This is a genomic window from Streptomyces sp. H39-C1 (genome assembly GCF_027158125.1).
Classification (GTDB): Bacteria; Actinomycetota; Actinomycetes; order Streptomycetales; family Streptomycetaceae; genus Actinacidiphila; species Actinacidiphila fildesensis.
Genome location: NZ_JAPVLS010000144.1, coordinates 1 through 14,093, shown reverse-complemented (window position 1 = coordinate 14,093; position 14,093 = coordinate 1). Strand labels below are relative to the sequence as shown.

Below are 14,093 nucleotides of genomic sequence, written 5' to 3'. Positions count from 1 at the left end.
GCCTCATCGGCCGACAATGCATCGCCGCCGCCCTCCGGAGAAACGCCCGCGACGCCACCCGACCGCTGCACATTCTGGACATTCCATGATCGCGAACCGGTCATACCGACTTCACGCCGAAGCCCTGGGGGTCGGTGAGGCGGAATGAGCTGACGCGGTGTTGCAGGATGTTCGGGAACGCCAGGCAGCGGCCCTCGGGGGTCGCTGCCGATCCCAGGATCTGGTTCAGAGCGCCTTCGTTCTCGAGGCCGTAGACCTCACGCATGCCGTTGTCATCGCTCTGTTGGTAGGACGGGTCATCGAGTGCCGTCCGGAAACTCAGCCGGCTTTCGGTGATGTTATCGCTGTCCCAGTAGTAGATGCCTGTTGAGACGATCCGCTCGTTCATCATTCCCTCGACATGCCAGCTACCTCCGGGATACTCAGTCTTGTCCGGGGTGAGTTGAATGGTGGCGAGCTTGACGATGACCTGCAGGCGGCGGCCGCACAGGTCGACTCGGGAGGATTCGTCGGGGAACTCGGGCGCGCTGAAGGCCGGGGCGTCGGGGATGGTTGGACGACGGGTTTCCCACCAGTCGTCATGGGTCTCCTCCCATACCCGGACGGCCTCCGCGAAGGCCTCCTTGTCGCTGTAGGAGGCCTTGTCGGGGTACTCCGGCTCCGGGTCGTACCATCCGTAGGGATCGGCCTCGATCCGCAAGGGCCGTGGGTGGCGGAGATCGGTCAGCACGTTCTCCAGCAGCGGGCGCATGCGCGCGAACATGTCCGGCAGGACGGAAGCCAGTTCGCGATGCGTCTCGGGGTGGACGTTGTTCACGTACGAGCAGAACGCGGCATCGCCGTCGTCAGAGATGTCGACGTCCGTGGGCAGCCACTGGAACTTCTCCGAGAACTCGTACTTCGAGTAGCGGTCCGTCGGGTTCTGCCAAGCCTGCTCGGGGGCCCCACTCACCTCTCTCGCCAGGCAGAACAGCGAGGGATGAACCAGATCCAGCACCAGCCCGTCGGATCCGGGATGCCAGTCCTGATCCGCCGCGGGGACCTGTTCCAGTACCCGAACCGCCTCGCGCAGCCGGGATCCGAGCTGGTCGTCGACCAGCGTGTCCGACTGCCACACTCCGTCGACGGCGGACACCTCGACCCCGGTCGGCGCGTCCCGCAGCGTGGCGTAGTACCGGAGTTCGCCGAGCACGTAACGAACCTGCGCTTCGGTCAGGCCCTGGGCGACCGCCTCCTGAGTCCACCTGGCGGCGATGTCGGCATCGCTCATCTTGTCGAACCACCCCGGCTTCGCCCGGATATGTGCGCTGCACTGCATCATCTGCAGTTCCCGCAGCGTTCGGGGGGTCGCGAACGGCAGGGAACGGGAAGCTTGGAAAGGTAGAGGGAATGCAGACAGGCCGGTCACGTGGCGTGGTCCTTCGAGTCGGTGTGCGGTGGCCGGAAGAATACGTCAGCGTACTGACACCGCAGCCCCGGTCAGTGACCGGCCCCCGTTGCCGGCGCCGGGCGGCCCGGCCCGGCCCGGAACGTCAGGACGCCGGTTGATGCGACGCGTCCAGTCGCGCGACCTCCTGCGCTGTCAGTTCCAGCGTGGTCGCCGCGGCGGAGTCCTGGATGCTGGCCGACCGCGACGAGCCGGGGATCGGGACCACCACCGGCGACTTGGCGAGCATCCAGGCCAGGCAGACCTGCTGGGGACTAACCTCGTGCGCGGCGCCGATCTCGGCGAACGGGGCGAACCGCGTCCCGAGGCCGCCCGCCTTCCCGATTCCCCCGAGCGGGCTCCACGGCAGGAACGCGATGCCCAGTTCGTCGCACAACTCCAACTCCGGCTCACTGGACCGGAAGGCGGGAGAGAACTGGTTCTGCACGGCGGCCAGCCGGCCGCCGAGGATCTCGTTGGCCTGGATGATCTGCGCGGGGTCGAAGTTCGACACCCCGGCAAATCGGATCTTGCCCTCGTCGAGCAGTTCGCGGATGGCGCCGACCGAGTCGGCGACCGAGACCTTCGGGTCCGGCCGGTGGAACTGGTACAGGCCGATCGCCTCCACGCCCAGCCGCTTCAGCGACGCCTCGCAGGCCTGCCTCAGGTACGCGGGCGATCCGTCGAGGCTCCACCCGCCTTCCGCCGTGCGGGTGTGCCCGCCCTTGGTCGCGACCAGTACGTCGGAGGTGTCGCCACCGTACTCGGCGAGGGCGTCGGCGATGAGCGACTCGTTGTGCCCGAAGTCGTCACCGTTCAGGCTGTAGGCGTCCGCCGTGTCGATCAGGGTGATGCCCAAGTCCAGCGCCGCGTGGATCGTGGCGACCGCCCGGTCCCGGTCCGGCCTCCCCTCGATGGACAGCGGCATCCCACCGAGGCCGACAGCGCTGACCTGCATGTCCCCGATACGGCGTGTCCCCGTGTGCGGCGTGTTTCCCATGAAGAAGAGCCTCCTCTTTGACCACGTTCCGTGGTGCGACATCGTGAAGTCTCCACCCCGCCTACCCTCCCTGAGCGCGGAAACTGCCTCGACAAGTGCTCCTGTCAGGCGTGCGATGGGCCTACGGCTTGCTCCGCCAGGGGCGGCGGCAGCCACGGCGGAGCACCGGTCTGGGGAGTGGTCCGCGGTGATCGTCCACTCATCCGGTCTTCGGATGCTCGAGGTCGCCTTCGCGGAGTCCCGCAGTCGCGACGGTGCCCGTCCGCGCGTCTCAGCTCGCCGCCTGCTTCACGAGCACGCCGATCCTCGGCTGCGGCACCGTCCCGGTCCCCGGCCTCCTCCCGCACCTGGGCCAGGGCGAGCAGAGCGGCGGTGTTGTCGCGCTCGGCGGCCTGCCGGGTGAGGGCCTCAGCATCCGTGCGGCGGGCAGCATCGGGATCACAACGGTCCAGCTCGCGGCCAAGGGCGGCGCGGTCTCGGTGGCTGTCACCACCTCGTCGCCCGAGCGTGGTGCCCGCCCGAAGGAGCTGGGCGCCACGCACGTCCTGAACCGCTCCGGTGAGGGCGCGCCGGACGCAGCGGCGGGCTTCGACGCACCCTGAGCCTCGCGGCCACCCGGCGTCACGGCATGCCCGCACCGTGACGCCCCGGGTGCACACTGCGGACGGGCTACGTCATCAACTCGATGTGCGGATGCTCGGGCTCCGCCGGGCAGACGAACAGGTGCTGCCGGTAGCCGCTGCCTATCTGGACCCCGGTCGCGTTGTAGCCGCGGTGGCCGGGGAACGGTCCAGCACCTGGGTGGGGGTGCGGAGACCAGCTGTTCCCGGCGTCGTCCCCTTCCTCGAACGTGGCGACGGTCATCAGGACCTCCATGCCGGTGTCGCACTCGGAGCAGGGCTGCGAGCTGGGGTCGGTGGAGTTCCAAGCGGGCCAGCCGCCGACCTTCCAGCCGGGTGCGTTGGACAGCACACAGTCGTAGTACGTGTCCGGGTCCATGTCTTCCTCTGCTGCCTGCGGCACACTCCATTGCTTGAGCTGCTCCCGCAGTTCTTCGCTCAGCTCCAGATGGTCGGGGTACTCGGTGATCTGCTCCGGTTCGAGCACGCACGGTTCCGGTAGATAGCCGTCGAACTGCACTGCGGGCGGCTCGGGGGGTGTGTCGAAGATGTCAGTGACGGCGGCTGCCGAACGCCAGAAGAGCAGGGTCCTGGGCATGATCGGATGATCAAAGGGGCACCACAGAACCTGCAGCAGGTCCTTGCCCTCCGGCGGGCTCAGATCGGGCACATCCCGTACGTACAGCTGCGCGACGGGCAGCATCGCTATGGGGCCGTCGTACGCCTGGACGGCCAGCCTCACCGGATACGTCCGAGGGGGCCGGATCCGCTCGAGAGTCTCCCGTTCCTCCGGAGTCAGGTCCCGGCCGTGCGAGGCGGCGAAGATCCGTCGTTCCAGCCGCAGATCCGCCGGGGACTGGGCTGGGTTGATGCCATCCACCACATGCGGTTCCTCGCAGTGCGGCCACGGCTCCTCAGCGGGCCACAGCAGCGGCCCGCCGATCGAGCTGTCGTGCCATGTCGGCGCCCCAGGGCGGGGGTGCAGGCGGGTCGCCGTGCGGGCCAGCGGAGCCAGTTGAGGAAAGACCGCGGCAGCGTCGATCGGCCGTGGCGGAGTGACAGGAGTGACAGGAGTGACATTCATGGCCGCAATCTTGCCAATCGCCTCTGACAACGGCCCTCGTGGCCGCCCCACGAAGAGTTCCGGCACGGGCGCCAGCCGGGAGAGCGCTACCGCCGATCCGTTGCCGGCAGATGGCCCGCGAGCAGGTCCACGATCGCCGCGTGGATGTCCGTCCACGCGCGCGGTTCGTCGCCACGTACCACCTGGACAGGGACGACCTTGACGCGTCCATTCCGTCCGGACCGCCGCCGGTCAGGAGATGGCCCATCACGATCTCCATCGGCAGGCCGTGGCCGAACCTCTTGAAGTGGAGCATCTCGCCGATGGTGAGTACGCAGACGGCCCTGGTGCCGCCCCACGGGGGGGGAGGGCGGCACCAGGGCCGATCTACGGATAACCGTAGCGCTGAAGTGCTGGTCAGGGGCGGCGAAGCGGCAAGCCGGGCTGTTCGCGTGAGGCGGGGGCTTCGGGGGCGTACGACACGAGGTCGGGCACCGGCCTGCCGGTGGGCTGGGTGATGACGATGACCCGCCCGGCCGCAGGCTGGTGTCCGACAGCCACTACAGGACCATCTCGTCACGGGCCGTGTTCATCACGCCCCGCAACTCGTCCTTGGCTCCCTCCGGCAGCATCTTCGGGTGTCGACGCCGCGGCGGCCGCTTCGGAGCAAGCAGATCGGCTGTCATCGACGTCTGCACATGCCCCAAGGGAGCCCGGTCCCGGTCCACTTGCGTCGGCAGCCGCGTAACCGCCAGGGCCTCCTTCAGGGAGGCGTTCACGCCCTTGCTGGCGCATGCGTTGAGCTAGTGTCCTGCGCCGGAGATCCGTCGGCAGAAACGGGCGAGTGAGTCGAGGATCTCTTCGGCTGTCGCAAAACCAGGCAACTGCCATGAGGGCCTGCATCCGGGTGCGGTCGAAGCGGCCGCCCGGCTTCTTGGGCCCGCCCTCCAACAGGTCATCTTCTCGAGCCTCATGAACGACTGCTCGTACTCGGAGATGTTGACGAAGACCTCAATGTCGCTCTGGGCGCGCGCCGCCGCGGCCATCAGGATGACGGCGTCGGAGTAGTACGGCGACAGGCTCATGCTGAAGTAGATGCGTCGGCAGTCCTTCAGTGCGGCTGTCACGTCAGCGATGTTGAGCAGGTCACCGACGAAGACCTCGGCCCCGGCCTGGCGGAGCGAGTCCGCGCGTTCGTCGTCCTGCCGCACGAACGCACGCACCGGGTACCCTTGTTCAAGCAGCATGTCGACCATCGTTCGACTCACACCACCGATTTCGCCGGCGGCACCGGTGATCAGGATGGGATTGCGCTCTGGCATCAATATGTCCTAAGTCTGGTTGGGTGAGTCAGCTGTTCAGACAGCCCAGGATGTGATCGGCCGCCGTCTTGGGCTGCTTGAGGTGCAGGATGTGCCCTGCACGGGGTGCGGCGGTCCGTTCGAAGCCGTGCTTGAACACGCCGTCCATGCCGTCACGCAGCCGTACCTCTTCCGGCTCTTCCCGGGCAAGAAGGCGATCTTCGTCGCCGCCTTGGCGCGGAGCATGGAAGACACTCGCCTGGCCTTCGAGAGGGCGGCGAAAGGGATGGGGGCGAGCAGGCCCTGAACGCGATGGCGGGCGCTTGCGCGCAGCTGATCTCCACGCGCCCCGAAACGCTCCTGATGCAGATGCGGGGACACACCTTCGCGGCAGCCGCCGAGGCGCAGGGCGATGGCCAGATCGGCGAGCTCGTCCGGGCCGGCTGGATGAGGCTCTGGTAGACTGTGCACCTGCCGCTGGTCGTCGATGTCAACGAGACCACGACCTTCCTGGCTCGCGGCATGCTCATCAGCACTCTTACGGCCATGGGGGCTTCCCCCGAGTGCCGGGAAGAGGGCATGAAGCCTTGGGGGCTGCTCGGGTCGCCGGAGGCCGGCATCAACTCGTAGAGCACATCGGTCACCGAGCCTGCTCGCATAGGCGATGCGTCAGCGCATGCCTGCCGCATCGAGCAGGGTGGCCACCGTGGGAGCGATGAGCCCTGTCGGGGTGTCGGCTCCGATTCCCGCGCGGGCACTGGCGCCGTCGAAGACCAGGGTCAGCTGCCTGGCCAGCAGATCCGGGTCGCTCGCCCCACCCTGTTCGGCCTCGGCGCGGAAGAAGGCGGTCAGGTTCTCCTTGACCCGGTGGGCCACCTGGCTCGCAGGGTGGCTCTGGTCTTTGAGCTCGATTTGAACGGCCAGGTACCGACAGCCTTGGAAGTCGGGTGCACCGGCCTGCGACTCCAGCTGCTCGAAGACGTGCAGGATTCGCTCGCGGGGTGAACGGCCGTCGTCCGCCTCGGGCAGGAGCGTCGCAGCGTAGGAATCGGCTCGTCGCTCCAGGCTCGCCGCCAGCAGTTCGTCCTTGCTCTCGAACAGCTGGTACATGGAACGCTTCGATACCCCCGCAGCCTTGCACAGCGCATCGACGCCGATGCCGACACCATCTCGGTAAGTGAGCGTGGCCGCCGCCTCCAACAGCCGCTCTCGGGAACTTGACTTCGCCTCGGTGGTCATACTGCGAGGTTAACTCGCTTCCGACGAAATGGAAACCGATCGGTTTACGAAGCTTTGGGCGGCGATCTTCGCACCGCCCATGGCCGAGCGGGCAGGTGAGTACGGTTTCGCTACGCCGGGGCGGCGGTCTTCTCGGGCTTCGTCCCGGCGGGGCCGCGGTGCAGCCCCTGGCGGTACCAGCCCGTCACCCCGAAGCCGAAGAGTGCCGGCTGCGATGACGCCGACAGCCATCATCCCCCAGCCTCGGGCCAGGCACGCATCACCCTGGGCGCCGTAGAAGAGGATCGAGCGGACACCGCTGGTGATCTGCCGCAGCGGCTCGAACTCCGCGAGGAAGCGGTAGAAGACGGACAGCGCCTCAAGGGGCGGTGGCACCGGCCGTCGGCACCGCCCTCGCGACATGGAACAGCGTGACCACCAGCATGCCGGGCGTGCCGAACACGGCAAGGAGGGTGAGCGCACCGATCCCGGAGACCGCGATGGCGCACACCGAGTACAGCCACAGCGGCGGCAGGTAGGAGGCGTCCACCCCCATGAGGCCGACCGCGCCCGCCATGACCAGCATGCCCATCAGCCTCGGCATTTCAGCCCACATCGTGGATCTGACGCCGTGTTGACGGAAGGTGCCCGCTACCTGTGATGATCAGATTTCTGAAGACGAATCGCGCGGGTAGAAGTGGGCATCATCTCGGAGATGCCCGGTCCTCCTTCGCTGATTTGTGCCTTGAGAACACCAATCATCGCAGGTAGCAGGGCATTTCTCACTGACCACTCGTTGTGATCAACCGCGTATCCCCGGTGGATTCAGGGATGCTCTTATGGATGTCAAGCGGCGGTTGTGAGCTGCTCTGCGGTGATGGTCGTCGGCGTGGGGGCGGTCAGGATCTGGTAGATCTCGCGGGCGATGTACCGCTTGAGGCAGCGGATGATCTCCTTCTTCGACAGGCCCTCCTTCGTCCGGCGTGCCATGTACTCCTTGGTGCGTTCGTCCCAGCGCAGGCGGCAGAGGACGATGCGGTAGAGGGCCGAGTTGGCCGCTCGGTCGCCACCCTGGTTGAGGCGGTGGCGCTGGGTGCGCCCGGAAGAGGCGGGAAGTGGGGCGGCGCCGCAGAGCATGGCGAAGGCGGCCTCCGAGCGGAGGCGTTCGGGGTTCTGGCCGACGGTGACCAGCAGTTGCCCGGCGACGTCGGAGCCCACGCCGTTCAGGGCAAGCAGGGTCGGGGCGATCTCCGAGGTCAGCGGGTCGATGAGATCGTCGAGCTCGCCGACTTCCTCGGTGAGCCGCTGGTGGCGGCGGGCCAGGGAGCGCAAGGCGAGTTTGGCCGCGATGGCGGGCTCCCCGGCGCGCTCGGCGTCGGGTCGGGAGGCCGCGCACGTGGCGATCAGTTGCTTGTCACCCAGCTCGCGCAGGGCGGCGCGCAGTTCCTCCGGCGCACTGATGACCAGAGTCTTCATCTGCCGTTGCACGTCGGCTCGCTGGCGGACCGCGCTGCGGCGGGCGACGCGCAGGCTCCGCAGAGCCTCCACCTGGCCGTCGCGCTGCTTGGGTATGCCGGTACGGCGTCGGACCAGAGCCGCGCGGGCGGCAGCCTCGGCGTCGACCGGGTCGGACTTGCCCTGCCAGCGGCGGGCCTTGCGGTCCGGGCGGTCGATCTCCACCACGCTCACGTCCTGCTCGTGCAGGTAGCGGGCGAGTCCGGCCCCGTAGGCGCCGGTGCCCTCCACCCCGACCAGCACCAGGGTGCCGAACGAGTGGAGCCAGGCCAGGAGCTTGCGGTAGCCGGCCGCTGTCGCCTCGAACTGCTCGGCGCCCAGCGGGCGCCCCGCCGAGTCGATGGCCGCCGCGGTGTGGGTGTCCTTGTGCGTGTCGACGCCGCCGGTGATCTCGCGGTCCTGCTGTGCGATGGTGGACATCGCCGTCCTCTCCACTCGAGCGGTCAGGGCGGCAGCCACCGGCCGAGCGGGCGGACAAGACAGTGATGGGGCCTCTGGCCAGGCTCTTATGAAGTCACGCAGGCCGGTCCGGTGGCTGCACACGAGCGTCTCCCGGACAGAGTCGACAGATCCCGTTGAGGACCCGAGGTCAGTCAGTGGGTGGGTCAGACCCCGCCGGGAGACGCTCATGAACATCCTCACTGTCAGTGGGCGATCACGGGCTCGCCCTCCGACGGCGCCAGGGCCTTATTCGGGATCAGGAACGCCGCGAGCACCGCACCGACCACGAAGAACCCGGCGCCCCAGGCCAGGGTGGCCGTGTAGCTCTCGACCCCGGCCTGCGCCGCGGTCAGCGCGCCGGCCTTGTGCGAGGACAGGTAGTGGGTCGCGGCCGATGAGGCAACGGTGGTCAGTAGCGCCGTGCTGATCGAACCGCCCACCTGCTGGCCGGTGTTGATCAGCGCCGAGGCGACGCCCGAGTCCTCGTGGTGGATGCCTGCGGTCGCGCCCTGGAACGCGGTGGTCATCACCCCGCCGAGGCCGAGACCCAACAAGATAAGGCCGGGCATGATGTGGGCGGCGTAGGTGCTGTCCAGCTTGAGCTGGGTCAGGTAGGCCATACCGGCTGCGGCGACCAGGAAGCTGGCGCTGATCACGATCTTCGGGCCGACCCTGGGCAGCAGCAGCGCAGGCGCCGTGGTCGACGCGGCAACGATGCCCGCGACCATCGGCAGGAACGCCAGACCGGTCTTGATCGGCGAGTAGCCGAGGCTGGCCTCCAAGTAATAGGTCAGGAACAGGAAGATCGAAAACATCCCCATGCCGATGACGAACACCGCCAGGAACGAACCGCCGCGGGTACGGTCCCGCACGAGTCGCAGCGGCAGCAGCGGATGCGCGACCCAGGACTCCAGCCAGACGAATACCGCGAGCAGCACCACGCCGGCGATCATGGAGGCGATGGTGACCGGGTTGGTCCAGCTGGTGGATTCGACGTGCGCGAACCCGTAGACGATGGCGAACAGCGCGGCGCTCACCGTGATGGTGCCCGGGATATCGAGTTTGGGCCGCTCGGTGATCGCGGGCTTGGCCAGCAGCAACAGCGCACCGACCAGCGCGACGGCCGCGAAGGCGACGTTCACGTACATCACCCAGCGCCACGACGCCCATTCGGTGAGCATGCCGCCGAGCAGCAGCCCGATCGCGCCGCCCGCACCGGCCAGCGCACTGAAGATGCCAAAGGCCTTCGCCCTTTCGGACGGCTGGGTGAAGGTCACGCTGAGCAGTGAGAGGGCCGCGGGCGCAAGCAGCGCGGCGAAGAGACCTTGGGCTACACGTGCCGCGACGAGGATTTCGAAGCTGGTGGCCGCGCCGCCGACGACGGATGCGCCCGCGAAACCGACGAGGCCGGTCACGAAGGTGGTACGCCGGCCGAACAGGTCACCGAGTCGGCCACCGAGCAGCAGCAGGCTGCCGAATGCCAGGGCGTAACCCGTAATGACCCACTGCCGACTGCCGTCGCTGAAACCGAGGTCATGTTGCGCTGCGGGCAGCGCGATGTTCACGACGGTCGCATCGAGCGTGACCATGAGCTGTGCCACGCCCAGCACGACAAGCACCCACCAGCGCATGGCATGTGAGCCGCGACGGCCCGAGTCTGTTTTCCCGGAGGCAGGCGCCCCACGATCGAAGGTGGTAGTCATTTTTCCCCTTTATCGCTGGTCATAGGCCGAACACCCGTCGGAAACTGATCTGTTTCCACTCAGGAAAACAGATCGGTTTCCACAATGCAAGTAAACGGGTAGTCTCCGACCTGTGAGCGACCCGACAAGGCCGACGCCCGCGCTGACTGCCGGTGCTGTCTCGACCGCTACCGGTTGCTCGACGTGGCCGCGCAGCTGTTCCACGAACGGGGCGTCCACATCGGCGTCGACACGCTGTGCCGCGCCGCCGGGGTGTCGAAGGGTTCGATGTACCAACTGTTCGGCAGCAAGGATCAACTGGTGGCAGCCGGCCTGCGGGAACGCGCGGCGTTCGACTATGCGGCCTTTCTGCTGCCAGCCGATGATGACGACCGTCCGCCGCGAGCACGGATTCTGCATGTCTTCGAACGGTTGGAAGCCCTCGAACGATGAGACGATTTCCGTGGCTGTCCGTTCGTCGCTGCGGCGGTCCAAGTCAAGTCGCCCGAGCATCCGGCGAGTCTGGTCGCCCGTCGACAGAAGGACAGGCTGACCGCGTTCTTTCGGCGGGAAGCCGAACGCGGCGGCGCAGCCGACCCCGCCCAGCTGGCCAGGCGGCTGACCCTTGTGTTCGACGGAGCCAGCGCCTGGTCTGTCGTACACGCACGGCGTCTCGACGGTCTCGCTGTCGCGACCGCCGGCACATTCCTCGATGCCACCGGCGGCGGCAATTCCCTACCTGACAACCGCTGACCGGCGACCCACCGCCTGCCGGGAGATTGCCCGCACCCGGGGCACCTACTGTTCCGGTCCCGGCGCCGCCGGGCGCCCACGCGTACTTCGGCGGCGAGTCGGCGGTCTATGAGGACGGCTCGCGGCGATCGAGATGAGCGCCGTGCTGACCATGGAGCTCTTCGGTGCCGGCATGGTGTTCGCGGCCCTGACGGACGTGCTGGTGGTGCGCATCCTGCTGGGGACGGCCGTCATGAAACTCCTGGGCGGGGCGGCTTGGTGGGCCTCGGGCCCACTCGCGCGCTTCCATGCGCGGTTCGGCATCAAGGAGACCGACGGGCCGGCGGAGACGCACGCCAACAAGCCGGCCCCCAAGGCCGTCTTCGCGGATCCCGCGCTTGCGCGTGGAAACCGATCGGTTTACGATGACTGGAAACCGATCGGTTTCGCATGTGGGGTACTCGCGCCCCCAATGCCCGGGAGAGAAGGAGTCTGCGTCATGCCCGATCAGGAGACGCGTCCCACGATCCACATTCCGGGGGCCACCAGCCACACCATCGCCCCGCGCGGAGGACCCCCGAACCGCGAGGGGACGCTGCGCTACCTCAAAGCGGGCACCGGTGCCCCCCTGGTCCTGCTGCACACCGTGCGCACGCAGGCCGAGCACTTCCGCTTCCTCATCCCGTTGATCTCGGATCGGTACACGGTGTACGCCCTCGACCTTCCGGGGATGGGCTACTCCGAGATCGTTTCCGGTGCGTCGTACGACGAGCCGGCGATGCGCGCGGGCGTTGAACGGCTCCTGACCGAACTCGACCTCCGCGATGTGACGATGGTCGGGGAGTCCTTGGGGGCGGTGCTAGCTCTGACCACGGCGGCTGATCTGCCGGAGCGGGTACGGCGTGTCGTGGCCGTGAATGCGTACGACTTCCGCGACGGTATCGCCCGGTCCAGTCTCCTCGCCCGTCTGGTGGTCAGCGGTGTTCTCACGCCGGGGGTGGGCCCGGTGATCGCTGGAGTGGAGCCCAAGCCCGTTCTCCGCAGGGTCCTGCAGGGCGGCCTGGGTGACAGGACCGCTCTGCGGGCGGACTACGTGGACGAACTCCTTCAGGTGGGCAGCCGCCCCGGCTACCCGACCGTGGCCCGGGCCGTGTACCAGAGCTTGCCCAGCCTGATCGCGGCCCGCTCGCGCTACCGGGAGGTCAGGGCCCCGATTCACCTCGTCTACGGGGAGAAGGACTGGTCCCGGCGCTCGGACCGGGAAGCCAACAAGGAGCTGCTGCCTGCCGCCGAATTCACGCAGGTGCCAGGAACGGGCCACTTCATCGCCCTGGAAAGGCCCGGCGTGCTGGCCGACCTGTTGAACGCGGTGGCGTGACTGCGAGGGCCTGATGATCGGTCGTGCGGTCGACGGGCGGTTGTCATCGGCCCCAGACTGCGACGCAGAGCTGGGCCATGACCTCGGTCGGGGCCGACAGCACTCCCACACGCGGTGCGGCTCGCGCGAGGGAGCTATTCTGGCCGCCGAGTACGGCTGGAAGATCGATCTCGGTACGGTCGCCCGAATCTGGCGCGGCGGGTGCATCATCCGGGCCTCGTTCCTCGACCGCATCCGCGTCGCCCACGCCGCCGAGCCGAACCTGGTCAGTTTGCTGACCGAGGAAGGCTTCACCGCGGAGACCGCCGACGCCCAGGTGCCATGGAGGTCGTCGCCTCCGCCGCCCGCCGCAGCATCCCCGTCCTCGCCTTCTCCGCGGCTCTGTCCTCCTACGACACCCTGCGCGCCGACCGGCTGCCCGCCGCCCTCCTCCAGGGCCCGCGACTACTTCGGTGCCCACACCTACCAGCGCACCGAACGGCCCGGCGCCTTCCCTACCCACTGGTCCCAGCCCGACCGCCCTGAAACCGCGGCGTGAACGGGACCTGGTCCGGCAGTGTGGACGCGGCAGACCCATATATACGGCAAACGTCATGTGAATGGTGCTGCAAGCGCAGCCAGTTGATTGGGAGATGGGACTATGGACAGCCCGGCTCGTGGTCCGCGGACCGCTTCTGCCGAGCGCAGACGACAGGTGCTTGAGCGCGCTGTCGGCGAGTTCGCCCGGTGCGGTCTGAAAGGCACCACCACGGAGGCGATCGCTGCACGATGCGGATTCTCCCAGCCGTACCTGTTCCGATTGTTCGGGTCCAAGGGCGCACTGTTCCTGGCTGTGCTCGAGCACGGCTTCGACCTGCTGGACGTCGGCGAGGGCGGCTCGCTCCGAGCGGATGCGGGCGCTCCCTCGAACCGCCTCCGGCTCATGCGGCGCCACGATGGTGAACTCGCGAAACTCTTCCTCCAGGGTTGCGCTGCCGCCTGTGACGACGAGGAGGTCGCGGCCCTGCTCCGTCGGCGACTGCGGCGCCTGGCGACCCAGTGCGGCCGCTCAGATGAAGACCTGGTCACCGAGATCCTGCGGACGGCCGGCGGCAGGGCGCTTCGAGAGGCGTGGGGCGTGTAGGCGCAGCTTCCTGGAGAACCGGCGATCCGGCCTGTCGGTTGAGGCGGCGTCCGCTGCCACGAGCGCGGCCGTTCCAAGCGGGTCCGGCGCGAAGCGGCGGCTGCTCGCAGATGCCGGACACCCATGAAGAGCCAGTCCATGACTGCGGCGGCGAGTCCTTTCGGTGTGGACGTGACGCCAGACCGCATGCCGGAGAACGGCACGGTCGGCACCCGCATCGCAGACGGCAACTCCGCGGGACTTACGCCGAGGCGCGTGCCGCCCGGCGTCGAAGGACTTGTGGAGGTCCGACAAGTGGCCGAAAAGCCTGTGCCCCAGCCGTCGGAGATCCCGCTCGTCGTCCGTTAGGATTCCGCCCACTGCGGATGGCGAAGCCCTCCGGTGGAGGTCACGTCCGGGGTGGTGGTGTATGGGTTCCACCTGATCAGGGGGTTTGCGCCTGATCATCGGGGTGGTGCCGGGACGTAAGAAGCTGTTGTCTTTCCGCGAGTGATCGCTGTGTTTCCGCTGGTCAGGCATGACATTGCCATCTTGGCGGCAGGGATGAGGTGTCGTGTCGTCTCTTCGGTGGAGGTGCTGGGGTGCCGTCGGTGA

The 14,093-nt window shown here is 67.9% G+C and carries 10 protein-coding genes and 5 pseudogenes; 6 read left to right on the top strand and 9 right to left on the bottom strand.

Features of this window, described 5'->3' with window-relative positions:
- Window positions 1–103 precede the first annotated feature (103 nt).
- Together O3W51_RS45065 and O3W51_RS45060 are read right to left on the bottom strand one after the other, a co-directional pair.
- Window positions 104–1,408, bottom strand: a pseudogene (locus O3W51_RS45065) (DUF4246 domain-containing protein); the annotation flags it as partial.
- 124 nt (window positions 1,409–1,532) lie between these two features.
- Window positions 1,533–2,426 (bottom strand): aldo/keto reductase, encoded by an 894-nt coding sequence (locus tag O3W51_RS45060; protein WP_138357045.1) that lies wholly within the window; start codon window positions 2,424–2,426, stop codon window positions 1,533–1,535.
- A 416-nt stretch (window positions 2,427–2,842) separates the two neighbouring features.
- On the opposite strand from O3W51_RS45060, the pseudogene O3W51_RS45055 reads away from it, so the two are divergent.
- Window positions 2,843–3,019, top strand: a pseudogene (locus O3W51_RS45055) (zinc-binding dehydrogenase); the annotation flags it as partial.
- Window positions 3,020–3,095: 76 nt separating this feature from the next.
- Here O3W51_RS45055 and O3W51_RS45050 read toward each other — a convergent pair.
- From O3W51_RS45050 to O3W51_RS45040, 3 genes are all read right to left on the bottom strand, one after another.
- Window positions 3,096–4,130, bottom strand: coding sequence for a hypothetical protein (locus O3W51_RS45050; protein WP_269289658.1), 1,035 nt, complete (start codon window positions 4,128–4,130; stop codon window positions 3,096–3,098).
- A gap of 539 nt (window positions 4,131–4,669) precedes the next feature.
- Entirely contained in the window at window positions 4,670–4,795 is a 126-nt protein-coding gene (locus O3W51_RS45045) for a hypothetical protein (protein WP_269289655.1), read from the bottom strand.
- Window positions 4,796–4,912: 117 nt separating this feature from the next.
- Complete coding sequence (locus O3W51_RS45040) at window positions 4,913–5,431, bottom strand: NAD(P)H-binding protein (RefSeq protein WP_232486206.1); 519 nt, start codon at window positions 5,429–5,431, stop codon at window positions 4,913–4,915.
- 91 nt (window positions 5,432–5,522) lie between these two features.
- Here O3W51_RS45040 and O3W51_RS45035 point away from each other — a divergent pair.
- A pseudogene (locus O3W51_RS45035) lies at window positions 5,523–6,040 on the top strand (TetR family transcriptional regulator).
- A 39-nt stretch (window positions 6,041–6,079) separates the two neighbouring features.
- Here the strand turns inward: O3W51_RS45035 and O3W51_RS45030 are convergent.
- The 4 genes from O3W51_RS45030 to O3W51_RS45015 form a co-directional block, all read right to left on the bottom strand.
- Window positions 6,080–6,649, bottom strand: coding sequence for a TetR/AcrR family transcriptional regulator (locus O3W51_RS45030; protein WP_138357048.1), 570 nt, complete (start codon window positions 6,647–6,649; stop codon window positions 6,080–6,082).
- A 358-nt stretch (window positions 6,650–7,007) separates the two neighbouring features.
- Window positions 7,008–7,232 carry a hypothetical protein gene (locus O3W51_RS48670; protein ID WP_306665066.1) on the bottom strand — a complete coding sequence of 75 codons (225 nt, stop codon included), beginning with the start codon at window positions 7,230–7,232 and terminating at the stop codon, window positions 7,008–7,010.
- A gap of 242 nt (window positions 7,233–7,474) precedes the next feature.
- The gene (locus O3W51_RS45020) at window positions 7,475–8,563 is read right to left on the bottom strand and encodes an IS110 family transposase (RefSeq protein ID WP_269289650.1); all 1,089 of its coding nucleotides are present in this window, start codon (window positions 8,561–8,563) and stop codon (window positions 7,475–7,477) included.
- Window positions 8,564–8,787: 224 nt separating this feature from the next.
- Window positions 8,788–10,287 carry an MFS transporter gene (locus tag O3W51_RS45015; RefSeq protein ID WP_138357050.1) on the bottom strand — a complete coding sequence of 500 codons (1,500 nt, stop codon included), beginning with the start codon at window positions 10,285–10,287 and terminating at the stop codon, window positions 8,788–8,790.
- Window positions 10,288–10,461: 174 nt separating this feature from the next.
- Between O3W51_RS45015 and O3W51_RS45010 the strand changes: the two are divergent.
- The 4 genes and pseudogenes from O3W51_RS45010 to O3W51_RS44995 all read left to right on the top strand — a co-directional run bounded on the left by O3W51_RS45010 (window position 10,462) and on the right by O3W51_RS44995 (window position 13,499).
- A pseudogene (locus O3W51_RS45010) lies at window positions 10,462–11,019 on the top strand (TetR/AcrR family transcriptional regulator).
- A 478-nt stretch (window positions 11,020–11,497) separates the two neighbouring features.
- Window positions 11,498–12,376, top strand: a complete 879-nt coding sequence (locus O3W51_RS45005; RefSeq protein WP_138357051.1) for an alpha/beta fold hydrolase — start codon at window positions 11,498–11,500, stop codon at window positions 12,374–12,376.
- Window positions 12,377–12,518: 142 nt separating this feature from the next.
- A pseudogene (locus O3W51_RS45000) lies at window positions 12,519–12,914 on the top strand (NADP-dependent phosphogluconate dehydrogenase); the annotation flags it as partial.
- A 156-nt stretch (window positions 12,915–13,070) separates the two neighbouring features.
- A complete protein-coding gene (locus tag O3W51_RS44995; RefSeq protein ID WP_269289645.1) occupies window positions 13,071–13,499 on the top strand; it encodes a TetR/AcrR family transcriptional regulator in 429 nt (142 codons plus the stop codon).
- The last annotated feature ends 594 nt before the right edge of the window (window positions 13,500–14,093 follow it).